A 25,740-nucleotide genomic window follows, 5' to 3' on the forward strand; every position below is an offset into this window, starting at 1 on the left:
CGCCAGAGCCGATGGTATTGCCGTAACAGGTGGGAGAGTAGGTCGGTGCCTTTTTTTACACAGAAGCCCTTGCTGGAGACAGTCAAGGGCTTCTTGCGTTGGGATAGTTTTGATTTGGGGGCAGTGCCAGTGGAGCAGTGGACAGGGATGAACTGGTGGCCTGTATTAACAGCAGCACTATCCCAGTACTGCACGATATGGAAAGCAACCACTAGGTTTATTGCTTGCTTGTTGCTATGACACTGTTGTGCCTATATTTTACAGCGTTCCTCAGGCGATAAGTCATGCTATGGGATGTCCCCCATCGGGAAATCGTTGTATTGGCTGCGTAGAAGTGGCCGAGTATGGCTATTGCTGGGTTGATATGCTGTGATATCAACCTCTTCTAAGGTCTGATAGGTTCCTGAGCACTTTATGAAGGGATAAGGCCTAAGGTAGTGAGTTTCTTGTCTTGTTCTTGATCACTGATAGGAACACCATCCGGGGGATCTTTTATTCTTATGCCTGTAAACAGATCGCTAGACAAAACGGATAGGCTCTGTTACGATCGTGTGTTGAATCGTTGTTTTAGATCTTGTTATCTGTGTTAATTGGAATAGGGCAGAGTTCGCTTAATCACGAGATCATGGAGAGGATTGGGATAAGAGCTGCCGGATCAAATGGTTTGATCATCACCCCATCAAATTGATACGCTTGGCCCTCGGGTGTTCCCTTCACTAAAGTTTCATCAGCGGTTAATGCGATCACTTTACAGTTGGGGCCATTTGCACCCATATGATCTTTGACCATATGGAGGATATCCCAACCACTTGCATCTTTCATTTTGAGATCAGTAATGACAATATCTACTGTATTTTTCTTGAGATATTCCATCGCAGATTGGGCGTCTTGATAAACTTCCACCGTATTGAAATACTGCAAGGCCTGTTTTACAAATAAGTTGTTGATCGGATTATCGTCAATAATGACAAAATGTAAGTCCTTGGAAAACTTATCCAACGATAGGGTATTCCTGCTATCTTTCTTTTCGCCAGTAACCGGAATCGTTAAACTGAAGGTTGATCCTTTCCCGATTTGGCTTTTGACAGTTAATTTGCCCTGGAGCTGTTCTGTCATGAGCTTGGAAATGTGCAAACCCAGACCAAAACTATTTTTGGACTTGAGATCAGTCATATAATATTGTTCAAAAATATGCTGCTGGTCTTTTGCAGGAATACCCATTCCTGTGTCTATAACCTGCACATGGAGTAATGGTTTCGTGTCTTTTGTGATATATGCTTTGACCATTACCTCTCCCTTTGCCGTATATTTAATGGCATTGCTAAGCAGATTGGAGACAATCTGACGTAATCGGTAGGCACCACTTTTGATCAGGATATCGGGCGCTATATCAATATGGTTGATGAGCTTCAGTCCTTTCTTATCGGCCTGTCCTTGTTGCATTTTGACCAAGTTGGCCAGGAGCTGAGCCGGTGAAAAGTATTCTTCTTTCACTTCGAGCATGCCCGATTCAAGTTTGCCCAGATTGAGGATATCTTCAACCGTTTCATTGATGACATGAATGTCTTGTGTAATAGTATCTAATAACGCCGGATTAACCCGGTTGTTGGACGCATTGTCTTTTAGTAAATCAATGATGCTGACCAATGAATTGACTGGAGTACGTACATCATGGCTTACATTGGCCAAGATACTGGTTTTCTCCTTTGCAGCCTTCAATGCATAATCCCGGGCTGCTGTAATTTTACGCTCATAGATGACTGTATTGTAGTGGTAGTACAATAAAAGAGCGACCATAATGATCATCAGGATGAGCGAAGCAATAACCTGTTTTCCAAAAATCGATGAGTTCTCCTTATAAAGCGCAAAATCCTGTATTTCTGCGGCCCTTAAGTTTTCATCTTCGGTGGTCTTAATTTTGATCAAGGCCGTACTGATGGTACTGAACAATGCATAGTTGGATTGCAGAAGCTGCCTTTCCTTTTGCTGAAGCTGGGCAAAAGAATGCCGGATTTTATTGAAATCTTGTTTGTAGAAGGACTCGTTCTGCTCGATCAAAGTTTGTACTTGATTATGTATCGCGTTAATCTGGTTGATATTGAACTGTTGTTCAAATCGATCTGAAACCAAAGTGTCATCCTTAGCCCTAAAGATACGTGTGAAAAGCTTTTCTTTTTTTCGTACAATGGTATCCTTTGTGCTGACATTGAGAGCTGTGTCCCTCAAAATCCTGTTGATAATAGAATCAGCGTGTATTTTTTTTGCTGCAGGTCGAATAGTACGATTGGTCTTTGTGAGAAGAGTCAGTGAATCTTTTGCCAGGAAAAGCATGTTATCAACAGATTGTTTAATCTTTGCAAATTCGTCAGATAAATGAATATTTTGCTCCAATGAATTATTTGTTGATAGCGAAATACCCTCTTTGGTAGACAAGGAGGAAAGTGAATCAATATAAAACCGTAGTGTATCTAGATTTTTGGTATAGTCGGCTAAATTTTCAGAACTGAAGTCAACGGTGTATAACCGAAATGCATTCCCCGCGGCGTTGTAGGATGAAAACAGCTTATAGAATAAGGTCGTAAGCTGATTTTTTGAGCCATAAGCTTTATTGAGACGGGCTTCTGTTTTTTGATATTCAATATATTGATAGGTGAATATCGAACAGATATACACGAAAGAAAGAATCAGAAAGGCAATCAAAACCGTTCTGAAGATGAATATTTTTTTGTTATTTTTCACTTTATTGTTCTTTCAACCAATAAGTTAATGATAGCCTATTTTGTTTATGGACTTCAAATTTAAGACTTAAAAATGGAATCTATAGCCTATGGATGTCAATAAATAGCTACTTTTTAAAAATCTTACACAAACGTTTGATTGACCATTTGAATCGATGGATCGTTTTTTATTTTCTATTTTGCATCAACAAACCTAAGATTGATCCTGCCCCATGCTCTTGGCATAAGCAGATATCAGGCATAAATCAAAGAGAACCGGACCTGATGAAAGATGTCATCTGGGTAGGTTCATGAATGACGTCATTATAAACAAATTTAAACCGATGAAAAAAATCCTTATTTCTACATTGTTGGGGCTGCTTGTCTGGCAGGGGGCGTGGGCACAAACTGGAATAGATATCATCCCAAGGCCACAGGAAATTAAACAAGGTAGTGGACGGTTCCAATTGAATGGGCAGACTGCTTTGGCTTTTAAAAACTGCACTATAGAAGATGTACGTCTATTTGTTGACAGAATAAGACGGGCAACAGCATATCCATTACCAGTAAAAAAACAAGCTTCAAACAGTATTGAATTTGTACTGGACAAAAAATTAGATGTGCCGAGTGAGGAGGGCTATTTATTGCAGGTGTCCAATGATAAGGTAACTGTGATCGCGCGGAGCCAACAGGGGCTTTTTCTGGCGACACAATCCTTGCGGCAGCTTCTTCCAACGGCTATTGAGGCTTTGGGCCCGGCAGGAGAAAGGGGCTGGACCATTCCTGCTGTAGTGATCAAAGACTATCCGCGCTACAGTTGGAGGGGATATATGAAGGATGTTAGCCGTACATTCTTTGATGTCAATACCATTAAACGCTACCTGGATGTGATGGCTTTGTATAAGCTGAACACATTTCATTGGCACCTGACCGATGACCAGGGATGGCGGATCGAGATTAAGAAATATCCTAAGCTGACTTCAGAAAATGCTACCGTCTTTCATCACACGGAAAATCAACCTGCTGAACGCAGTGGCTTTTATACACAAGAGCAGATTAAAGAAGTTGTTCAATATGCCCAGGACCGCCACATCACGGTCGTTCCTGAAATTGATGTTCCGGGGCATTCATGGCCTACCATATTAGCCTATCCGGAGCTGGGGGTAAATAAGAACTCGTACCCGCACCATATATTTCCTTTCGTATCCTCCTGGGGATATTGGGGCAATCAGTTTACGCCCAACACATTGGATCCGACAAAGGAGCTGACCTACCGGTTTTTGGATGATGTATTGACGGAAGTAGCAGCGCTGTTTCCAGGAAGTTATATTCATTTTGGCGGCGATGAGGTGCGTCATGACCTTTGGGAAAAAGAGGCTCATGTACAAGATTTTATGAAACAGCATCAGATTAAAGATGTGAAAGCCCTGCAGAGCTACTTTGTACAGCGGGTTTCGGCGATTATCGTTCAGAAAGGGAAGAAACCTATTGGCTGGAATGATATTCTGGCAGATGCAGGCAATTTACCCAAAAATACAGCCATTATGAGCTGGCTGGGAGAAGAAGCGATCAAAGAGGCTACCAAGGATGGCTTCAAGGCCGTGGCGACTCCTGCTTCCCATCTGTATTTTGATATTACACAGGCAGACCGAAATGATGGAACAATGACAGACTTGGCTTATCCACAGATCAATTCGCTGAAAAGAGTGTATGAGTTTGACCCGTCCAATGGACTTAGTCCTGCTGAGGACAAGTTGGTATTAGGGGTGCAAGGGAATATGTGGACTGCATTGGCGCAGGATATCAAAGATATGAATGTACAGAATTTTCCACGTTTGCTGGCCGTCGCTGAAATTGGTTGGGCAGCCAAAGCTGATAAGGATTACCAGGCCTTTTATCATCGGCTCCAAGCCAACCTACCAAGACTGGATTCCATGCGTATTGATTATTATCGGCCTGGAGGATACATTGTCGGTCATTGGAATCGTGATGATGTTAAAGAAGAATACAGCATGCTTACGTTTGATGTCAGTGAAAAAATCTATGCCAACGGTAGGGCCCAAGCTGGATTTTTCTTTGTTGATGGACAGCATTTTTTAGAAATCGATGGCGTACAATTGTTGCAGGATGGCCGTGTTATTGATACGGACAGACATCATGCCTTGGCAGATAAATTTAGAGGTACAAATAAGATCAAACCCTTTTATTACAATTTTACTGTAAAAGATTATAACGCACAATCTACCTATACAGTTAAAGCGCGTGTTCGAGCAGTGGGTGGGACAGATTCGAAAGGTAATTTTACGTTCAATCTATCCCCAGCAATACCTTTTAATAAAATAGAACGCTGAATAAAATGATCGTTGAATAGCGCCTAGACTTCTCGGTATATAACACAAAAGATAACCATAAGAAACAGCTGCTTTGATAGCTGTTTTTTTGTGGAATCAAAGCGCTGTTTCATGTTGAGCCGAATGTTATTTTCAGAAAAAGCTGGTTTGCAAGTTGATGGAGTGATTTTTTATAAGCTTGCATTGATTTTGATAATTTTCGAATGAGGTTTCGTAAAAAGGTGAAAAAATAGTTTGATTTACAGAATCTTTTATTTAATTTCCTTTGATATTACGTTGTCTTTTGTTATTTTTTAATAAAAGATAGCGCACCAATAAACCTTTAGTAATTGTTATAAACTATTATCTAAACCACCATCTTAATTATGAAAAAGAACTATCTTTTTTATGTAAAAGCAAGGCCATTAAGTCTGTTAGGGCTTTGTCTTTTATGTTCCTCTCCTTTACTTGCAAAGCGCCTTGCTTCGACACCACATGATCTTCGTGTTGGGCAACAACAGGTTTCAGGTGCTGTGAAAAATGACAAAGGCGAACCCCTCGCCGGTGCTACCATTACTGTTAAAGGAACAGCAGTGCAATCTTCGACAAATGCGAAGGGTATTTTTAGCATTAAGGCCAAACCGGGCGATCTGCTGGTCATCAATTATCAGGGCTATTTAGCGCAAGAGGTTACCGTTGGCAGTGGAAATGTCTCTGTCACGATGGTTTCCAATACCGAGGCGTTAGAAGAGGTTGTCATTGTAGGCTATGGTAAGCAAAAGAAAGGAAATCTGACAGGAGCAGTAGCCGCAGTCAATTCCGAACAATTAAAGAATATTTCGCCATCCAACTTATCCAATACACTGGCTGGTCGGGCGGCAGGTGTGAATGTGACCAATACATCGGGCATGGCAGGTGCATCTTCTTCGTTACGCATTCGGGGTGCATCTGTTGAGCCCTTATATGTCATCGATGGCGTTGTGCGGGATAAGGCTGCATTTGATGCCTTGGAAGCCAATGAGGTTGATCAGATGAGTTTCTTGAAGGATGCCGGAACTGCAGCCGTGTATGGTACCAGAGCCGGAAATGGTGTCGTATTGGTGACTACCAAAAAGGGAACTTCGCAGGCCCCGGTTTTCAATGTACAGAGCAATTACTCCTTCAGTTCCCCCACACAGACATTGCTGGCCAACCTGACAACGGCTACAGATGAGCTGACTTATCAAAATCGGGTTTCCCAGTTCCGCTGGGAGCAGGGAAGCAAGAGCACGCCATGGGAGGCTCCAAATGGGCAGCTTGAATTTGACTATTTTAAAGATAAAAACTATAATGCCAATGATGTCATCTGGCGGAATCCTTTTAGTCACCGCCAGTCGATCGCCGTCAATGGCGGTGGTGACAAAATCACTTACTATGCCCTGCTGAGTTATAGAAAAGAAAATGGATCTTATAAATCTTTGGAGCATGAAAAATTCAATTTGCGGAGCAATATTTCAGCCAAGATAAGCGATGCGTTTACCATGGATTTCAATATCTCTGCCAATCAGACGAATTCTAACCGCTTCTTTTGGCCTTTCAGTACCTCGGCCAATGATGATGATTTTGATGTGTCGGATTTTTATCGCGTGACGTTCAACTGGCCTAAGATGTATCCTTTTTATCTGTCGGCCGACGGAACACCGAGCAACACGCCAACAGCTTACCCCGTGCAGACCCCGATGGGAAGCTGGCAGGCCTGGAATGTGATCGACCAGGTTATCGGCGACCGCTATATTGATCGTAAGGTACGCCAGGTAAATCCGATCATGACGCTCAATCTAAAACTGGATAAACTGGTGGAAGGCCTGTCAACAAAGCTGGTGGGAAGTTATGTGGCTGAAGATTATTTACGCAAGCGGTATATGAGCTTCCAGAAAAACTACACATTTACATCCCTGGATCCCGATGGAAATCGTTTTATTCCAGCTCCCCCGTCTGAAGATCGGGTGAATATATTCACGTTCAGCCAGGCGCAACCATTTATGGACTATAATCCACAACGAAAATGGCAATATCAGGTCGATTGGTTCTTAAATTATAACCGCAAGTTTGGAAAGCATTCAGTCGATGGCTTGGTTGTATATGAACAGTTCAAATCCGGAACGACAAATATCACCTCCCGTGCGGAAAACCCGGTCATTCCCCTGGATCAGATGTACATCTACCCGACCGATAGAAATATGCGATCCACAGATGCCTTCGAACTGGTAGATTCCCGGAGGGGGGTGATCGGTAGGGCCAATTATAATTATGGGGATAAGTATATGGCTGAGTTTTCATTCCGTTACGATGGCTCACCGCTGTTTCCGAATGATAAGCGCTGGGGATTTTTCCCATCCATGTCCTTAGGATGGCGTATGTCGGATGAGAATTTCTTCTCCGCACTGAAAAATACGGTCAATGATCTCAAATTAAGGGCCTCTTATGGTAGTTCGGGTAACTTTGTGGATATTGACGGCTACCCGATATCGCCATTCTCATTTATGGAAAAATATAGTTCTGTCATTACTGCCCGTACGGGTACGAAGACCGCAGTGCCTGGGTATATTTTTGGCGATACTTATTACACGGGACTGACTTACCTGGACAATCCGACGATGAACCTGACCTGGACGAAGTCCACGAGTTATAACATCGGTTTGGACTTTGGATTTGCGAATAATAAATTGACCGGTAGTTTGGATGGCTTTATCCGCAAGGAAACGGATATCCTTGGCGCACGTGGGATCAAAGTTCCCGATAATTATGGTAGAGCGCTGGCGCCTGAAAACTATGCTGCCAGAAGCTTTAGAGGCGGAGAGGTTTCCTTAAACTGGAATGATAAAATAGGAGCGGTTTCTTATGGTTTGAATGCCAATATGGGCTATGCTAAAGACCGATGGGATATTTTTGATGAAGAGCCGTCTTATGCCGTGGGGGGAAGGGAGCATTTTCGCTCTAAAGTCGGAAGACCTGAAAATCGGATCATTGGTTTGGAAGCTGCCGGGCTGGTACGTTCACAGGCTGAAGCAGAGGCATTGAAGGAGAAGGGATTCAAAACTTATGGCCGTGATCCTTACCCTGGTATGATCCTTTATAAGGATATCCGTGGTCAAAATTATTCGGATCAGCCTGATGGCATTATCGATGATAATGATATGCAACTGCTGTCTGAGAATAATACACCCCGTATAAACTATGGTTTTGGGTTTAACGCAAGCTGGAAAGGATTTTATGTGTCAGCATTATTTCAGGGGGTGTTAGCTTATGACCGTGTGATCAGCAATCAGGAGGGGCCCGGAATGCGGCAACATGGCGATACCTTTAGACCTTATTACCCGATCTGGACCGCTGATGTCTGGACGCCTGAAACTCCAGGTGCCCAATACCCGCGGCCGGTAGGCTATAACTGGCAGGAAGCCGGTGCGGCATCTTCCACATTCTGGATCCGAAATGGTGCTTATATGCGACTCAGGGATCTGAACATTTCATATACGCTGCCACAGTCCATCATGGAAAGGATAAAGATGAAAAGTGTCAACGTCTTTTTGAATGGAACCAATTTATTTGTTTTCTCACCCATGAAAGAGTTTCATGATCCTGAGCAAAAAATGTATGATTCCTATCCGGTAATGAAAACCGTTACATTGGGTTTAGATGTTAAATTTTAATTGAAGATGAATGATGATCATCATGAGGCCAGCTCCTGATTGTTCGTTGTTGAAAAAATAGATTGTATAGTTATGAAAAAAATATTTTACCCTTTACTTGCCCTGTTACTGACGACAGGATCCTGTAAAAATGTATTGGATATTGAGGATCTCAACTCGGTCAATGAGGACAAGGTCTGGAATGACCCCAACCTTGTCAACGCCTATCTTGCCAACTTGTATACTCTTTTTGAAAATTGGAATAGCGCTGCTGACAACAACTCGCAGCAGCTGGCAGGGATCAATTTTGCGTTGAATGCCGTGACTGTCAATAGCACAACGTATAAAGCTTGGGATTATACCACAATGCGTAAGATCAATACAGCGATTCAAAAGGTGGGCGAAAGCACGGGACTGGATGATGCAACGAAAAAGACCATGCTGGGCCAGGCTCTTTTTATGCGTGCCTTTATGTACTTCAAGATGGTCAAGCATCATGGTGGGGTACCTTATATTACCAAGCCCCAGGACCTGGAAACTGACGAGTTGAAAGTTCCGCGCAATTCGACAAAGGAGTGTTTTGATCTGATGGTGAAAGATCTGGATGCGGCGATTGCCTACTTACCGATGACGATCGGTAAGGGTGCTGCCGATTATGGTCGTATTGATGGCAATTTCGCATTGGCATTTAAGGCTAAGGTACTACTTTATAAAGCTTCCCCACAGTTTAACCCGTCCAATCCCTACGGAAATGCCTATTGGGCAGAGGCCAATGCGGTCAATAAATTGGCATACGAACAATTAAAAGCGCAGGGTTATAGTCTGACAGCCGATTATTACAATATTGCTTTGGTAGAAAAAGGCCCTGAAGTGGTATTTGCAGTGATCAATTCCTACCCGAATAAGGTGGCTAACTGGGACAATGGTGTACGGCCGGGATCTGAAAGCCGGGGAACAGCCAGCGCTGTCCCTACCTGGGATTTTGTCAAAGAGTTCCCGATGAAGGATGGCAAATTGTATAATGACCGTTCGGGGAAATATTATAAAACCGATGTGGAATTCTTACAGTCATATTGGGAAAATCGTGATCCACGTTTTGACAAGTCTATCGTTTGGAATGGCAAAATGTATGAAGTGTCTGGAAAAACCGGAAAGCGGCTGTATACTTCATTAGGCATCGCTGACCCGCTTGATGATTTTGGGGAGAATCCAAATGCCAGAACAACTTCTTCAAACCGGGATCGGTATACGGGCTTTTTTATCTTAAAAAACTCGAAGCTTTCTTTAAGACAGACACAAGTCCAGACACAATATGACGTTGATTTTGTGCTGATGCGTTACGCTGAAGTGATGTTGAATTATGCAGAAACAGCAAATGAGACCGGCGATCTGGCAACAGCCATGTCTATATTGAAACAGATCCGGATGCGGGCAGGTATCGAAGCTGGTAGTGACAATAACTATGGTATTGTGGCGGCAAATAAAGCCGAAATGCGGGAAGCAATATTAGCCGAACGTAATATCGAGTTCTGTTTTGAAGGTCATCGCTTTTGGGATCTCCGTAGATTGCGCAAGCTGGATGTGCTGAACAATAAAACAAAGCAAGGTATCGAAGCCATTGCTGTGAATGCAAATGGAACAGAAATGGACTTAACTGCAGCTGCGAGTTTGGCAAAAACCTATCAGCTGAAGGAAAATCAGTTCAAATACAAGGTGCTACAAGTGCCAAGTACAGGCAATAAAGTCAATATTGTTCCTGATACGTACTATTTCTTTCCAATAGCACAATCTGTTATTGATAAGAATCCGAGTATCAAACAAAATAAGGACTGGGGCGGAGATTTCAATCCTACATTAGAATAGGATTACGATACTGGAATAATAGGATGAGGCCCACCAAGATGCACATGTGCATCTTGGTGGGCCTCCTATTTTTAGGCCAGATTATGCTGTATTATTTTAGTTCAATGGTCTGAGCAGCTGTATCTTCTTTTTTCTCCTCTTGCAAGATGGAGATCTGGATGCCTGCGACCAGACTCAAAAGGATGACCACGCCGAGTGCTACGGGAAAGATAAATCCAATGATCACGGTAAGTAGCAGGGAGATATTGAGGTACTCTCGCCCATGTTTACCAGAGATTTTCACACGTGAGTTTAAAAAGGAATCAAATAGATCTTGAAGACCTTGAGTGATTGTTTTGCTGTTCAATGTTGTTTTAGTTGCCATGATGTCTATCTTTTAATGTTATTATTGCTGATTTGTTGATTCAAAGATAGCTGGCTCCGTCTGTCCCGACGATGGTCATTAGGCCAACCGGCCCACAATTTCGGTAAATGGCCCACTTTCATCGGTCTATAGCCCTACATGTTCTGTTTTTGATTTAGTAGGACCCGAGGCATCTTGTTTATAAGATGGATCGTAATTCCATTCAATGGTATCCGTCAATTGCTGGCCATCTTTTTGTGTTATTTTTGCCTCAATAATGTTCTTACCCAATTTTAACTTAACGTTATCGAAGATATAATGTACAGCTGTCTGTCCTGTTCGTACTCCTTTAATGGCATTTCCATTGACGAGCAAGGTGGGTTCGCCACGATTTGAATAGATGGTGACCGGAGTGATTTCATTGCCCCGGTTGATCATGCGCCGTTGTGTAATGTAAAGCACAGGCTCCTTGCTCCAGTTTGCTTTGTACCAATAAAAGCCGTCTTTCTTTAATTTTCGATCAAAGGAGACTAATCCCTTGTAATTTCGCGGGTTCACATTCAGTGCTGTAATCGGTGTGGCGAAATCAAAAGTATTCCATACATATGATCCTAGGAAAATGGGGCTTTTGGATATGACTCCCCAATGGATTTCATGGAATTTTGTCGCATATTCCTCTGGAAAGAATGAAGGATTGCTCCATTGATTGCCAAAATTCCCCACTTCTTCAGCCTGATCTTCCGGGATGGCCTCAGCTCCATATTCAGAGAAGATAATCCTATAATCTTTGAATTGTTGACTGATACGCTGTGCCCAGGATGCTACATCATCGGCCTTATCCGATTTATTTTCGAGCTCGCCATTGTACCAGCCAAAGTAATGGTTGATACCTTGCACATCCGCATTGTTGTTGACCGGATGGTCCACCACATTATAGCCGCTGACTGAGACGGTGTAACGGTCAGGATCTTCGGATTTCGCTAAATCATTAAGCTTGGTCGTCAGTTCAACGGTGTAGGTCGAAGGTGAATATACCTCATTGTGCAAACCCCAGATATAGATGGAGGGATGATTGAAATTTTGTCGGATCAACTCCTTCAATTGCTGTTGGGCATTATTATCTTCGAATGTTGTCACACGATTGACAAATGGAATTTCTGCCCAGATGACAAGTCCTATGCTGTCACATTGACTATAAAAATATTCCGACTGTTGATAGTGGGCCAACCGGATGGAGGTAGCGCCCATCTCTTTAATAATGGCGAGATCTTCGTCATGATCGGCCTGACTGAGCGCTGATCCCTTGCCCAAACGGTCCTGATGACGGCATACGCCATAAAGCGGATACTTGATATCATTTAAGAAAAAACCCTCACCGGTACGCAATTCAAATTTACGCAAACCCAAGGGGGCAGTAACCTCATCCACTACCAGCCCTTCTTTTTTTATCTGTGTCACGACTTTATAAAGATAAGGATCATCCAATCCTTGCCATAAATGTGGGTTTTTGACCGGAATTTGTTGTGATATGGTTTGACGCCCCTGCGGTAATAAAGTATAGGCTGTACGGTGTCTGGCCTTCACAGTTCCATCTTTTTCCAAGATGGTGGTCACCAGTTCAATCGCTTGTTTTTTACCTGATTTATTGTCTACTTTTATTTTTAGGCCAATATCAGCAGCTTTTTTGGATACATTTTTTTGCGTGATATAAATGCCTTTTGACGCAAAGTCGTTTACGGCAATATTGATTTCATCTGTAACAATCAGTTCAACAGGGCGGTAAATGCCACCGTACATCGGAAAAAGAGTATGGTTGACTGGGATAACCTGAGGAGTTGCTTCATTGTTTACTTTCACCAAAAGTTCATTTTCAACGCCGAATTGAAGCATACTGGTCAATTCGAAAACAAATGCTGAATAGCCGCCCTGATGTCTGCCGACAAAATTATAGTGACCATTCCGTTGAGAATTATCGAAGGTAATATCATTTTCACCTTTTTTTGCTGGCAGAGGCTTGTTGTTTAAATACACTTCCGTGTTGGTATTAACACCTTCAAAGCGGATAAAAATCCGTTTGCCTTTCCAGTCTGCTGTGGGTACAAATGTCTTACGGTAGTATGCGTCACCCACATAGAAACGCTCATTTTTCCCTAAACTTCCAGGCCTGATAGCTTTGGACTGCATATCTATGGCATTCCAGGTATGGGGCAGGCTCACCAATTGCCATTTCCCCTCAAACGTTGAGCTTAAGTCAAATGCTGAAGTAGAGAAGGGGCCTTTTTTGAATGCCCAGTTTGAATTGAAGGGAATAACTGTTCGAGCCTGCAGCTCCAGCAGAAACATTCCGATGAAAAATAGGGTATAAAAAATCTTTTTGATCATACGGTTATAAATTAGGATATCCTCTTGTGATGCCAAATATAACTAACAAAAAAACATTCGCTAAAGAACCGCTTTTCAGTGATTAGATCATTTTGCAATAATATTAATTATTGATTATTTAATTGTTTTAAATATTTGTTATTGTTTCTTTATTTGTCTGTTTGTACAAAATACACTACAACGTTTTCGAATCTTGCGCAAACGATTGAGTGTTTTTTGTCTTCAGCAATAACTTATAATTTATTTACCATTGTAAGCGGTGATGGATCACCAAGGAGATGAATCGATGAAAACCTAACAATATATCATGTATTTTAATGAAAGAGGGGTGTTCATGATAGGGTATTCATAACAGAAGAAGATATGATAGGGATTGTACTGGATTGTTAAATTAATTTTAGCATATTGCTATAGGCTAAAAAGTTCATTATCAAATGAAATGACCCAGTTGCAAAGCACAAAAACTGATGATCATACAGGAGCATGAATGCCCTGAGAAGTGATTCGTGAAATAAACAAACCGAGTGTAACGCGGTCATTGATACCAATGAAAACCAACACTTATCAATAATATTTAGATATGAAACTTAAATTAATCATTGTATTGTCTGTCATACTATCGCTATCCCAGAGAGCTCGGTCGCAAGTGGAAATTATTCCCCGCCCGCTGACCTATCAAGTTGGCCAGGAGAAATTGCTATTGAACAACCAGATTGGGCTTGTTGGGGATGCTGCTTTTTCCTCATCCATGCTGTACCTGCAAAAATTGATGTTAAGTCAATTCGGAATTTCAAGCTATTTGACTCAGCAGGATGCAGCAAAAATTGTTGTGAAACAGGATAGGACATTGGAGCATGAAGCCTATCGTCTCCAGGTTGACACAAAGCGTATTTCTATATATGCGGCTGATCAAGCCGGTGTTATCAACGCATGCTCAAGTCTTGATCAGTTGCTCTCTACCGCCGAACGCAAAAGAAATGCCTTGAGCCTCCATACGCTCGAAATTGTGGATAAGCCTCAGTTTGCGTGGCGCGGATTTATGTTGGATGAATCCCGTCACTTTTTCGGAAAGGAAAAGGTAAAATCGCTATTGGACTGGATGGCATTTTACAAACTCAATAAGTTCCATTGGCACTTGACGGATGAACCGGCCTGGCGTTTGAGCATTCAAAAATATCCTTGGCTGACCCAAATAGGGGGGATCGGCAACTATCTTGATCCGTATGCCAGCGTGCAATATTACAGCCAGGCGGATATCAATGAAATCATCGCCTATGCCGCAGAGCGGAATATTGAGGTTATCCCTGAGATCGATATGCCAGGACATGCTACGGCAGCAAACAGAGCTTATCCTTTTTTATCGGGCGGTGGTAATGAAAAACATCCCGACTTTACCTTTCATCCAGCAAAAAATTCTACCTATACATTTTTGACGGACGTTTTACGTGAGGTGAAATCATTGTTTCCTTCTGTCTATATTCATTTGGGCGGGGATGAGGTCGCTTTTGGCAGCGATGCTTGGAACAATGATGGTGAGATCCAAAAATTAAAAAAGAATCAGGGCTTAAAATCCAATAAAGATGTGGAGGACTATTTTATCCGCCGAATGGCTGATTCCGTTGGCAGAATCAACGGCAAAGTCATCGTATGGGATGAAATGGTAACGGCAAACCTTCCCAAAGATCAGACCGTCATGATGTGGTGGCGCCATGATAAGCCCGAACAGTTGAACAAAATTTTAGCACAAGGTTACCCGACCGTCCTGACCCCGCGTCTACCTATGTATTTTGATTTTGTGCAGCAAGAAAATCATAAGTATGGCCGTAAATGGGGGAAGGGATTCAATCCCATACGCGATGTCTATAATTTCGCCGGAAGCCAACTGGATAGTTTAGGGAAGCGAAAATCACAGATACTGGGTATTCAGGCCAATCTATGGACCGAAACGGTGACCAATACCAATCGATTGGATTATCTTGTATTTCCAAGGTTGGCGGCTTTGGCTGAAGCAGCATGGACACCTGGTAGCAAACGCGATTTCGATCAGTTTGCAAACACATTAAAGAAACATCTGTCTTTGTACCGTGAGCAGGGGATTTATTATTTTGATCCATTTATGGACAGCAACCCTGAACCAGTAGTGATCAAACAATCGCCGAAAAAGTATATCGATAATCCCAATTAACTAGAAAAGTTAGACACAAATGAATAACCGAGCGCAGCGAGCTCATTCATGCCCTCGAAAATAAAGCACAAATGAATAACCATATATACATGAAATATAATAGATTAATTGCAGGTTTGCTTTTAGGAAGCGCGCTATTGGGGGTAAAGACCTCTTTCGCGCAGTGGACTGGCCCCCGCAAAAAAGCAGAAAAAAGAATTGAAGTAAAATACGGTCCCCTAACGCCGGCACATCGGACGGATGAGGCGATGGAGCGCTTCCGGAACTACGGTCTTGGACAGTTTATTCACTGGGGCCTATATGCAATTCCCGGCAACGAATGGGAGGGGGTAAGTGCCCGAAAAGGAGCTGCTGCATCGGAATGGATCCGTACCTGGAGTGGGCCCACTGCCCCAAAGGATTGGAAAAAGACCTATGATAATCTGTACAAACAGTTTAATCCGAAAGGCTTTGATGCAAAAGCATGGGCTAAGCAAGCCAAGGATATGGGGGCAAAGTATGTGATATTCACGACCAAACACCATGATGGATTTGCGCTGTGGCCTTCAAAATATACAGACTATACCGTTAAAAAGAGTCCTTACAAGAAAGATATCGTCAAAGAGGTTGTCGATGCGTATACTGCCGCGGGAATTGATGTGTTTTTATATTTTTCAATTCTGGAATGGAACAATCCTGACTATATGTCTAAAGCTCCGACCACTGCCGACGAGAAAGCCAGGTTTGATAGATTCCTGGCATATACGCGTAATCAGTTGCTGGAATTATTGCAAAATTATCCACAGATCAAGGGCTTCTGGTTTGACGGGACCTGGGATAAATCCTGGATTCAGGCCTATGACTTTACCTATAATCTGGAAAAAGAGCTTCGCCAGAAACATCCGGGACTGATTATTGGCAGCAGATTCCGAAATGATGAGTTCGGAAAGCGACATTTTGATTCCAATGGTGATATGCTGGGCGATTATGAACAGGGTTGGGAACGGAAAATGCCAAAAGAGTTTGAATGGCTGGAAGGAAGGGATTGGGATTGTGTGATGACGATCCCGCCGAATGGCTGGGGTTACATGAAAGATTGGTCCGGGATCTATACAAAGACTTCGGATGATTTAATAGACTTATTGATGAACTGTGTTTCGATGAACGGTAATTTTGTCTTAAACTTCGGGCCGGATGGTAATGGACAGATGCATCCGGGAGAAGATAAATTGGCCAAAGAGATCGGAGACTGGATCAAGATCAATGGGGAAGCAGTATATGGCGTGAGGCATGCGGGGCTGGCACCATCCAAACTGGGATATTTTACGAAAAAAGCTGATAACCTTTATCTCACCGTGTTTAATCGACCGGTCAATAATATTGTACGCATTGCTGTCCCCAAAAAGGCGACCGAAGTACCTATATCTGCTGTCCTGCTTCAGAATGGTCAGTCATTGGACGTCAAACATGCTGATATTGGACTGGATCTCGACAAGAATACCTATTACGACGTCGTACTTCCAGCATCGTTTGTTTCGGAGAAAGCCTTTGTCATAAAAATGAAACTCGGTAATCCGAAGACGCAAACCGAAAAGCTGATGGATGCAAAAATGTAATGAGCAGTATGTTCTAAATCACCTGATGTTAAAAGAAGGGGCTGTCAAAAAAAATTTGGACAGCCCCTTCTCTTAACAAATCGCGCCCATCGCGATACGATGGCCAGAAATTTTTATCATGCCAAATATTAAATGAAAGGGATTAAACAAAATCAGAGGCATCTTAAAGAATAGCTAGCAATTCATGTGGTTGATGGATAAGATGATCAGCACCATGTTGACGCAGTTCTTCTTCATCTCGGAATCCCCAGGTCACACCTATTGCTGTTACGCCAGCATGAACGGCAGTATCCATGTCCACGGATGAATCGCCAACGTAGTAACAATCTTCTTTCCTGACATTGAGTGTGTGGAGTGTGTCTATCACAATCGCAGGATCTGGTTTTGGGGGATGCCCAGCACGATGTCCCAGCACAAGATCAAAAGGAATGTCCGGAAAATATTGTCCGATCAATGGCAGGACAGCCTCATGGTATTTGTTGGATGCAATGGAAATCAAATAGCCAGATGACTTCAGTGTATTTAACAGAGGAATAATACCGGCATAGGGATGGGTATGTGCAATCGTCTTTTCTTCGTAGTATGTTTTAAAGGCTGTGAGTAAGCTGCTTATGGTTTCGTCGGTTCGGGCATTTTCGGGAAGAGCCCGTTCGATGAGTGTCCGGACGCCATTACCCACAAATTTTTTATAGGCTTCAAGTGGATGAACCGGGTAACCATATTGCTGAAGGATGGCATTGCAGCTGTCACCCAAATCCTGTAATGTATCTAATAATGTTCCGTCTAAGTCAAATATAATAAGCTTCATGCCTTAAATCTAGTAAAAAATGATGACTGATTGACGTGCCAGACATGGATTAAATGGCCTTTTCGTGATTATACTAAAGTATGCCAGCGCAAAACAGGCCTTTACAAAGGCCGGAGTAGTTTCTGGACTTTCATTTTCCCCTGAAATCAGGGAGTAAGATACCCTATTGTATTTCATAAATTTGTGAAGAAAAAATAGCACAATGTTTGCTTGTATTGCGTAACATATATTGATTGGAATAAATTATTAATCGATACCGAACTGTTATAGCGTAGCATTTGCTTCAAATTGGCACACAACAACAGATGCTTATTGCTGATCTTGTAGCGGCCTGTTGGGAGCATAGCGAGCGCATTTATACCGATCAGGTTAAAGATTCATAAATAATTAAAACGGATGAAAAAAGTATTTAATGAGAAAGGGAAGCTGATGCGATTTTATGGATTTATCTGTCTAGTGCTGTTGACATTCAGTTTGTCAAGCTGCTTTGATTTTGTGGAGCAGATTGACCTAAAAACAAATGGATCCGGTCATATTGCAGCGACAATGAATCTAAGCAAAAGTAAAACGAAAGTTGCTTCACTGCTGAAAATGAAAAGTATTAAGGGGGTTCGGATACCTTCTCAGGCCGAAATGGAAAAGGAAATAAAGGCTGCGGTACAGCTCCTTAAACAAACAAAAGGAATTAGCAATGTACAGTACCAGACAGATTTCACAAACTATGTCGTTAAGATCTCCTGCGATTTCAGTCAGATTGAGTCGTTGAATGCTTTTTCAGATATTTTGGCGAATCGTTTTAAAACAAAGATATCGAATTCAAACCGGTATTATTATCAGGGAAATGTCTTTGAGCGGAAGTTTGTTGCTTCTGCAGACTGGAAAACCAAATTCAACCAATTGGGCAGCGACAACACCACACAGTTTGCAGATGCTTTCTATACCCAGATTGTTCGTTTCGAGAAACCGATAGCAGCGCAAGGGAACAATAAAGCAAAAGTAGCAGCCAATAAGAAAGCTGTGCTGTTGAAAGTACCATTTACAGATCTTGTATATGGTAGATCCTCTTTGGCAAATAAAATTACATTAATAAAATAATAACTTATGAAATTGAAGTTTTTGTTGGTGGGGCTGGTATGTATGTCCTGGATAGGCAAGGTGAGATCACAGGATCTGATCGGGCAAATTCCCGAAGATGCTGAAATCATTGCAGCATTCAACGTAAAGGAAATCATCCAAAAGGCCAATGCAAATAAGCTAAATGAGTTGCTGCAGAAAGCAGGCCTTTTTGACCGGATGGAGAAGCGGGGCGCGATGGTAGGCAGTGATATCAAGAATATGGGGGTTGATTTGTCACAAACAGCCTATTTTTATAGCAGAAAGACGGACAGTGTGAATTTCACCGAGTTTATTTTCCCTTTGATGAACAAAAGTCAGTTTGAGGCTTTATTGAAAGATGCTGGCGATTCCAGACCTTTTGCCCATGGTTATACCAGTGTTGCATTGAAGGCCGGAAGTGTACTGGTTTATAACGATCGCGTTGCCCGTTTTATTTCGGCCACAATAAATAGTTCATTTTTGGATAATGATTCGATTGCAGGTCGCTATGGTATAAGGAAGGTGGAATACATGAGCCCAAGTAGTGATGCCGATGTAGCTGTCGCAGACTCGGCCATAGCTGTAGAAGATTATTGGGATGATGCCGCCGCTGATTCAGTATCAGCGATCGTGGATTCAGCTGCAGTATGGGATGAGAAAGCGCTGGAAGTGCCTGCGCCACCAAAAATTGATGTCGTCAAACCTGACACAATCATCGTTGGAAACGCAGAGGAAACCGACGCAACCTTTCCCGATACAACTGTTGAAGAGGAGGTTGCGATGCACGACCCGAGCTACTACGATTCGTTATATACCGATTATGAGAACCAAAATAAGAAAAATGATTCCATTAGAAATGTACTCCGGGATAAATGGCTGACGGAGGAGGCTACACGTCTTCTGTCAGCATCCTATAAAGCACTTCCGGCTGTCGACCAAAGCAAAGTGCTTAAAAACTTGGGATTGGTCCGCCTATATATACCCCATGTAGAGCAGCTTTATCATAACCTCGTCCCTTATAGTTCGATTCCATATTATTACCTGGGCATGAATATCGATAAATTTAAAACAGGATATCAGGACGGTGTATTGGACTTATTGCAGGAGGGTGATGTTTTGAAACTGAAAGGTTCGGTCGGATTGGATAAGGAGCTTGCGGCAATGTCGAAACGTATGTATGCGAGAAAGCCAAACCCTAAATTTAAACAATATTTAACGGACAAGACATTTGGCTTCTTCAATATCAATATTAATTCGGAAGCCTACCTGCGGGAGATGCCGATTTATATGTCGAAATATTATGGAGGACTGTTGGGGGCACAACGAGAATTGGTGGAATGGGGATTGATGGCGCTGGAGATCGCCCTGGATGAAAAAGCAATTGCTCAGGTGATGCCCGGAGACCATCTGGTTGTTGTCAATGGTGTACGGAAATTCAGAAAAGAATATATTGATTATACCTATGACGACGATTACAATGCAACTGAAGTGAAGAAAACGAAAGATGAAACGCTACCTGTATTTATCTGGTTGTTTACCTCAAAGGATCAACGATTGATCAAGCGGGGGCTAGACCTTGCCGTTTCAAAAGCGGCCGGAAGGATGCAGGATGGTATTTATGTCTTTTCATCTAAGAAAGCAATGGACGTTCCTGTGTATGTCCTGTTAAAAGATGATTTGGTGCTGGTGAGTAACGACTCTTTAGCGTTACATGATATCCGTCAAAACAAAATGACCGTGGCAACGAATAAAGATTTTGTCAAATTGATGAAGCAAAATAAAATGTCTGCGGCATTTGATCTGAAGAAATTACCAACGATGTTAAAGGAAATAGGCGTTAGCCCCGGCAAACAATGGGAAGAAACGGTAGCCAAACTGAATGAATATGGAAGTACGGCCATTACCTCAAAAGGAATTGTCGGCAATCGCATGGAAGCAGAAATGTCCACACAATTACCAAAGACCAAAGAGGGCGCCATCAGTTACCTGATTGATCAGATCTTGGCTGAATTGAACAAAAAGTAAATGCTGTTTGTTACAATTAATTGTTGTTGGAACATCATCTGTAATATTATAGTTATATCTTTACAATGTTAAAATAATATTAAGGTGATTTGAACTGATTATATTATTTTTGCGTTTTATTATCCACGGATAAGAAAAACAGCTAAATGATATTAATACTTTTATGATATGGGGATATTTTCAAAACTGTTTGGAAACAAAACTCAGGATTCAAAAATAAAGGTTGTAGGTAAGCTCGCCTTTTTAGAGGTAGATATGCATAACCATATCCTACCAGGAATAGATGATGGAAGTCAGTCTATTGAACAGTCCATTGCGCTATTAAAAGGTCTGGGGCGGATGGGATTTGAGAAATTTATCTGCACCCCTCATATCATGGAAGGTGTTCATCCAAACTCAATGCAGACCATTGAGGATGCCAAAGATAAATTAGTAAAAGGAATAAAGCATCTACCCAATACCCCTGAGATTTTTCATGCTGCGGAGCATATGATTGACGACGGAATTGCGCGATTGATTGATGCCAATGAATTATGTGTTATGCCTGGCGGGTATGTGCTGATTGAAATGTCCTATTTGCAGGAATCTAAAGCTTTATTCCAAACGATCTTGGATATACAAAAGCTGGGTTATCAGCCTATTTTGGCCCACCCCGAACGTTATAATTATTATCATTATAATTTTAACATGTATAAGCAGATCAAAGATGCAGGCTGTATGCTTCAGTTGAACCTATTGTCGATCAGTAGATATTATGGTGTGGAAGTAAAGTCTGCGGCATTGACGATGATCAAATCCGGGATGTATGATTTTGTGGGTACAGATACACATCACAGTCGTCATCTAGCTGCCCTGGAAGATGTGGTGGCTAAATATCCGGTACGAGATTTACTAAAAACATGCCCGATCTTAAATCCTTCACTTCAAGATCATCTGGGAAATACCGATAATGTGATTGCGGCCGGATAAAGGTTCATAAATACGCAATAAACAAAAATAGATGCCCAAACGGGCATCTATTTTTGTTTATTGCGTATTGTGTTTACTATCGCTGGATTATTTTATTTCCGTTTGTATCTTGCATCGTGGATATTTCGAAAATTTGGCTACTTTTGGATCTAGCATTTTTCAGATAAACAGTCCATGTTTAAATTTCATTTTTAGGATATCAGTAACGATGAATTTTGAACATGTTAAGTACCATCTACCGGATGGAAAAAAATATTTATAGATGAAAGGAAACAGAATTTTTATTCAAGATTGGATCGCACACCATACTTATCAAAAAACAAACGAGATCGATAGCTATTATTTAAAGGTTGCCAATGAAATCAACGAAAATCTGTCGACGTTATGGTTTGAAGACCAGGAGACAAATGATCTCGTGCAGCGTGATGCAGTAAAGACCTTAAGCATTTATCTTACCTGTTATTTGGAGGATGTCATTGCGCATACCGGAATTTTCACCGCTTTTAGAACCATCCATAAAGAATTGTACAATCAATTCTTACCTTTCTTTCAGGACGATGATCTAAACGATTATTTTCCGGAGGATATCAATAGTGAAGATGTTGCGGTATTAACCTGGCTATTTTTTAGTGAACGGAATCCGCACCTGTTTATTGATCCACATGGACGTTTGATCCAGTTGGTAACGGATTTGGCTTATGCCATTCTGGAGGAACATTATGAGGTAGCCCCAGAAAATGAAAAGCTGAAGTCGGAATATGTGCTTGATGAGGGGGCAGGTTATTTTGAAGTCCGTAATTTTATTGAAAAACTGGTGGCAACCAACTACCTAACTGCGGGAGAATATAATACCAATCTGAATCACTTAATGCAGGTTGCAGAATTGGGAAGATATCAACATGATCAGGTTCAATTGCAACAAATGGTCTATCGTGTCCGTGATAATCATTTCAATAATTATAGATTACATTTGTTTGCACTTAAATCGTCTGAGTTTGCTGCAGAGGTGATTGGCCGGAATCATGGTCTTTATCATACCGTAAAAACCATGGGCAATCGTATCCATAGCTTTTTTGACTATGTAAAAACGGATGATGATTTTGTGCATGTAAAACATATCGGTACAAAAACTGCTTTTAAGATCCATAAAGATTCCATTCAGGAATTTGTTGCGCCAACAGAGTCCCTGTCCTTCTATATGGAAATTGTACCTTGGAAAGACGCCTGGAACCTATCTGGGATCATGACTGTCGTAAATCCAGAGGAGGTCAACCTTGAGCTACCCGAACAGTATGAAATGACCTATCGTATTGAGGCCATGAATGGGAAGGAAAAGACCTTAAAGAAAACGGAAAAGCAATTGAAAGACATGGGAAAATTATTCCAAGCAGAGCAAGGTGCGGCCGTTGCCTTTATGGAAGGAAGGGAAGTCAAAGATTTTGCTATTGATTTTTTTAAGAAGTATCAACAAAAATATCCGAGTAAAGAGGAATCACCATTGCCAGAGTCTAACTTAGATATTGCGGATGATGCTAAAGTAACCGTGTTTTTTAATCCTAAAACCGGACTGGAGGTTTTTGGTGGAATAGAAGAGTTTTTTCCATTGCCACATAATCCCTTTATGAACAAGGAAGCAGATGCGGAAATACCATTTGCGCGCTATTTCTTGAATCTTTTGGTGGAAGATTATTTCCCGAGCGAACTGCCTAAGTATTATGCCGGCCTGTTCAAAGAGACGGTTGATAAGCAATTTTTCTTCCCATTGAATGAAGCTGTACTGGATTTTTTCCTTCGCTTTTATAAACGGGGCAGCTACTTCATTGGGCCATTCCCCTTATTAAAATAATGCCACAATTCCTCGAAATTGGTCTTCGCCAATTCGAGGAATTGTCCTTTATTCGATCATCACCTTTGTCCCTCCTGTTGATCTATTATGTTTTGCTGTTGCCTGTTTTTCCGCAGCTCGTTCAGTATATCGATCAAGGAAACTTTATTCTTTTTATCTAAATCGCCGCAGTCAAAAACTGTTTAGGGCTGCTACTTTGGCATGGTGATGCCAATATAAAGGCAATATATCCTACACGTTAAGGGCTCAATAAATCAGAAAGATTATGGGCTGACTTCACATTTTCATTAAAATATATTAAAAAATTCTACCTAAACTTGTAACATCAATTATACGTGATTAAGCATGCCTATTGAAGATTACAAAGTCCTGGATTTTAAAAATTTCTTTTTATTATATAAAGATAAGGTATACAAGTATGCTCTTTTGCATCTTAAAGAGGATGCTGCTGCGGCAGATCTGGTTCAGGAAGCTTTCTCAAGAATCTGGAAGAAATGGGAAGAAGTGGACATAACAAAGAATCCCCAATCTTATCTCTATACCATCGCCAGGAATCTGGTTTTTGATGAACTCCGTAAACAAAAGGTAAGGTTCCAATTCGATGTCGATGCGGTTCATTCAGACAAATTGGTCGACAATTCTAATGAAGAGTCTATCCGTTTCAAGGATCTTGAACGGACATATAGAGCAGCTATTGAAAAGCTTCCGGCGGCACGTCTTCAGATTTTTTTGATGAGTAAAGAAGAGTTCTTGGACAATCAGGAAATTGCAGACCGTCTAGGTATCTCCGTAAACACGGTAAGGGATCAATTGGTCAAGGGAAATAAATTTGTCCGGCAATATATCCTTGATCATTTTGAAATTTCATTAGCCTTAATGATTTTTTTAAGAATTTTTTAAACCAGCATCGTCTTATCGTCCTTCAGGTACGTATATGTATTTAAACGACGATATTGATGAAAGACAAAAAGATAGCTGCATTATATAAAAAATACCTGCTTGGGGAGCTGAGCCCGCAGGAAAATACCATCTTTCTTGACTTACTGACTTCCTGTGATCCAGATGAGCTACCCGAACTGGAAGAAGTAATTGCCTTGGTTGATCGCAGCTGTGACCTCAATAAATCGATTTCTGATGATATTTTTTATGCCATCACTGGCGCCGAATTATGTCCCAAAGTACAACCTATCTGGAAACGGAGATGGGCCAGTATCGCTGTTGCGGCGTCCTTATTATTGGTTGCTTTTGTAGGGTTATTTTATCTTCTCTTTGAATCAAGACCAGCGCGTCCTGATGATGTATTCATGCAGTATTCCAACTCGACAAAGTTTGTCAAACGGTTGACATTATCCGATGGAACACGTATTTCCTTACGTCAGGGAGGGCAGATAGATGTGCTTTCTGACTTTAGGACAGACAGCTTGCGTAAAATTAGGTTATCTGGTGAGGCCTTTTTTGAGGTTGCAAAAAATCCAAAGAAAGCATTTGTTATCGTAAACTCAGGTGATTTTGATGTCCGTGTGCTGGGGACCGCCTTTAATCTCATTTGTTTACCTCAACAAGCCCGATTGATGCTGAACCATGGCAAAGTGCAGGTCACGCACGACGAACAACATTCCATCATACATTCAGGACAGCAAGTAGCCTATGATGTGCAGCATCAGCAATTCAAAGTATCAGCGGTGGATACTGTCGCAGCCTCCACTTGGAAGAGTGATCTTTTGTCATTTAACCAGATTCCACTTGCTCAGATCGTGGACGACCTAAATAATCTATACCCAGATCAAAATCTACAGTTAATAGATTCATTCCAGATGAGAAGCTTTACCGGCTATCTACCGGCCAGTGATCTGGAAAAATCTTTAAAAATCCTCAATACAGCATTTAATCAAACAATTATCCATAAAAAGTAAT

At 41.7% G+C, this 25,740-nt stretch carries 16 protein-coding genes; 12 read left to right on the forward strand and 4 right to left on the reverse strand.

Annotated elements, in window-relative coordinates; genetic code table 11:
- On the forward strand, nt 1-240 hold a 240-nt coding region (locus tag HX021_RS13855), incomplete at its 5' end, for a hypothetical protein (protein WP_286590998.1).
- 375 nt (nt 241-615) lie between these two features.
- Here HX021_RS13855 and HX021_RS13860 read toward each other — a convergent pair.
- Nucleotides 616-2,739 carry an ATP-binding response regulator gene (locus HX021_RS13860; protein WP_286590999.1) on the reverse strand — a complete coding sequence of 708 codons (2,124 nt, stop codon included), beginning with the start codon at nt 2,737-2,739 and terminating at the stop codon, nt 616-618.
- Between the two features lie 322 nt (nt 2,740-3,061).
- On the opposite strand from HX021_RS13860, the gene HX021_RS13865 reads away from it, so the two are divergent.
- The 3 genes from HX021_RS13865 to HX021_RS13875 all read left to right on the forward strand — a co-directional run bounded on the left by HX021_RS13865 (nt 3,062) and on the right by HX021_RS13875 (nt 10,578).
- Entirely contained in the window at nt 3,062-5,068 is a 2,007-nt protein-coding gene (locus tag HX021_RS13865; RefSeq protein ID WP_286591000.1) for a beta-N-acetylhexosaminidase, read from the forward strand.
- Between the two features lie 365 nt (nt 5,069-5,433).
- The gene (locus tag HX021_RS13870; protein WP_286591001.1) at nt 5,434-8,736 is read left to right on the forward strand and encodes a SusC/RagA family TonB-linked outer membrane protein; all 3,303 of its coding nucleotides are present in this window, start codon (nt 5,434-5,436) and stop codon (nt 8,734-8,736) included.
- 72 nt (nt 8,737-8,808) lie between these two features.
- Nucleotides 8,809-10,578: a RagB/SusD family nutrient uptake outer membrane protein gene (locus tag HX021_RS13875; RefSeq protein WP_286591002.1), complete on the forward strand. Its 1,770-nt coding sequence runs from the start codon at nt 8,809-8,811 to the stop codon at nt 10,576-10,578.
- 91 nt (nt 10,579-10,669) lie between these two features.
- Here HX021_RS13875 and HX021_RS13880 read toward each other — a convergent pair whose 3' ends face one another.
- Nucleotides 10,670-10,942: a hypothetical protein gene (locus HX021_RS13880; RefSeq protein ID WP_286591003.1), complete on the reverse strand. Its 273-nt coding sequence runs from the start codon at nt 10,940-10,942 to the stop codon at nt 10,670-10,672.
- Between the two features lie 126 nt (nt 10,943-11,068).
- Nucleotides 11,069-13,303 (reverse strand): glycoside hydrolase family 2 protein, encoded by a 2,235-nt coding sequence (locus HX021_RS13885; RefSeq protein ID WP_286591004.1) that lies wholly within the window; start codon nt 13,301-13,303, stop codon nt 11,069-11,071.
- A 580-nt stretch (nt 13,304-13,883) separates the two neighbouring features.
- On the opposite strand from HX021_RS13885, the gene HX021_RS13890 reads away from it, so the two are divergent.
- Both HX021_RS13890 and HX021_RS13895 read left to right on the forward strand, forming a co-directional pair.
- Nucleotides 13,884-15,488, forward strand: a complete 1,605-nt coding sequence (locus HX021_RS13890) for a beta-N-acetylhexosaminidase (protein ID WP_286591005.1) — start codon at nt 13,884-13,886, stop codon at nt 15,486-15,488.
- A gap of 89 nt (nt 15,489-15,577) precedes the next feature.
- Nucleotides 15,578-17,083: an alpha-L-fucosidase gene (locus HX021_RS13895; RefSeq protein ID WP_286591007.1), complete on the forward strand. Its 1,506-nt coding sequence runs from the start codon at nt 15,578-15,580 to the stop codon at nt 17,081-17,083.
- 163 nt (nt 17,084-17,246) lie between these two features.
- Here HX021_RS13895 and HX021_RS13900 read toward each other — a convergent pair whose 3' ends face one another.
- Nucleotides 17,247-17,891 carry an HAD family hydrolase gene (locus HX021_RS13900; RefSeq protein WP_286591008.1) on the reverse strand — a complete coding sequence of 215 codons (645 nt, stop codon included), beginning with the start codon at nt 17,889-17,891 and terminating at the stop codon, nt 17,247-17,249.
- A gap of 396 nt (nt 17,892-18,287) precedes the next feature.
- Between HX021_RS13900 and HX021_RS13905 the strand changes: the two genes are divergently transcribed.
- The 6 genes from HX021_RS13905 to HX021_RS13930 all read left to right on the forward strand — a co-directional run bounded on the left by HX021_RS13905 (nt 18,288) and on the right by HX021_RS13930 (nt 25,739).
- Nucleotides 18,288-18,986 carry a hypothetical protein gene (locus tag HX021_RS13905; RefSeq protein WP_286591010.1) on the forward strand — a complete coding sequence of 233 codons (699 nt, stop codon included), beginning with the start codon at nt 18,288-18,290 and terminating at the stop codon, nt 18,984-18,986.
- Nucleotides 18,987-18,992: 6 nt separating this feature from the next.
- Nucleotides 18,993-21,011: a hypothetical protein gene (locus HX021_RS13910; protein ID WP_286591011.1), complete on the forward strand. Its 2,019-nt coding sequence runs from the start codon at nt 18,993-18,995 to the stop codon at nt 21,009-21,011.
- 168 nt (nt 21,012-21,179) lie between these two features.
- Entirely contained in the window at nt 21,180-21,980 is an 801-nt protein-coding gene (locus tag HX021_RS13915; RefSeq protein WP_286591012.1) for a tyrosine-protein phosphatase, read from the forward strand.
- Nucleotides 21,981-22,242: 262 nt separating this feature from the next.
- Complete coding sequence (locus HX021_RS13920; RefSeq protein WP_286591013.1) at nt 22,243-23,826, forward strand: DUF3843 family protein; 1,584 nt, start codon at nt 22,243-22,245, stop codon at nt 23,824-23,826.
- 345 nt (nt 23,827-24,171) lie between these two features.
- Complete coding sequence (locus HX021_RS13925) at nt 24,172-24,726, forward strand: RNA polymerase sigma-70 factor (protein ID WP_286591014.1); 555 nt, start codon at nt 24,172-24,174, stop codon at nt 24,724-24,726.
- Between the two features lie 56 nt (nt 24,727-24,782).
- Nucleotides 24,783-25,739, forward strand: coding sequence for a FecR family protein (locus HX021_RS13930; protein ID WP_286591015.1), 957 nt, complete (start codon nt 24,783-24,785; stop codon nt 25,737-25,739).
- The last annotated feature ends 1 nt before the right edge of the window (nt 25,740 follow it).

It is taken from the genome of Sphingobacterium sp. N143 (assembly GCF_030325625.1).
Classification (GTDB): Bacteria; Bacteroidota; Bacteroidia; order Sphingobacteriales; family Sphingobacteriaceae; genus Sphingobacterium.

Excerpts from the sequence above, each read along its gene's own strand:
- HX021_RS13865 (WP_286591000.1), top strand. The coding sequence starts at position 3,062 with ATGAAAAAAATCCTTATTTCTACATTGTTGGGGCTGCTTGTCTGGCAG.
- HX021_RS13870 (WP_286591001.1), top strand. The coding sequence starts at position 5,434 with ATGAAAAAGAACTATCTTTTTTATGTAAAAGCAAGGCCATTAAGTCTG.
- HX021_RS13875 (WP_286591002.1), top strand. The coding sequence starts at position 8,809 with ATGAAAAAAATATTTTACCCTTTACTTGCCCTGTTACTGACGACAGGA.
- HX021_RS13880 (WP_286591003.1), bottom strand. The coding sequence starts at position 10,942 with ATGGCAACTAAAACAACATTGAACAGCAAAACAATCACTCAAGGTCTT.
- HX021_RS13885 (WP_286591004.1), bottom strand. The coding sequence starts at position 13,303 with ATGATCAAAAAGATTTTTTATACCCTATTTTTCATCGGAATGTTTCTG.
- HX021_RS13890 (WP_286591005.1), top strand. The coding sequence starts at position 13,884 with ATGAAACTTAAATTAATCATTGTATTGTCTGTCATACTATCGCTATCC.
- HX021_RS13895 (WP_286591007.1), top strand. The coding sequence starts at position 15,578 with ATGAAATATAATAGATTAATTGCAGGTTTGCTTTTAGGAAGCGCGCTA.
- HX021_RS13900 (WP_286591008.1), bottom strand. The coding sequence starts at position 17,891 with ATGAAGCTTATTATATTTGACTTAGACGGAACATTATTAGATACATTA.
- HX021_RS13905 (WP_286591010.1), top strand. The coding sequence starts at position 18,288 with ATGAAAAAAGTATTTAATGAGAAAGGGAAGCTGATGCGATTTTATGGA.
- HX021_RS13910 (WP_286591011.1), top strand. The coding sequence starts at position 18,993 with ATGAAATTGAAGTTTTTGTTGGTGGGGCTGGTATGTATGTCCTGGATA.
- HX021_RS13915 (WP_286591012.1), top strand. The coding sequence starts at position 21,180 with ATGGGGATATTTTCAAAACTGTTTGGAAACAAAACTCAGGATTCAAAA.
- HX021_RS13920 (WP_286591013.1), top strand. The coding sequence starts at position 22,243 with ATGAAAGGAAACAGAATTTTTATTCAAGATTGGATCGCACACCATACT.
- HX021_RS13925 (WP_286591014.1), top strand. The coding sequence starts at position 24,172 with ATGCCTATTGAAGATTACAAAGTCCTGGATTTTAAAAATTTCTTTTTA.
- HX021_RS13930 (WP_286591015.1), top strand. The coding sequence starts at position 24,783 with ATGAAAGACAAAAAGATAGCTGCATTATATAAAAAATACCTGCTTGGG.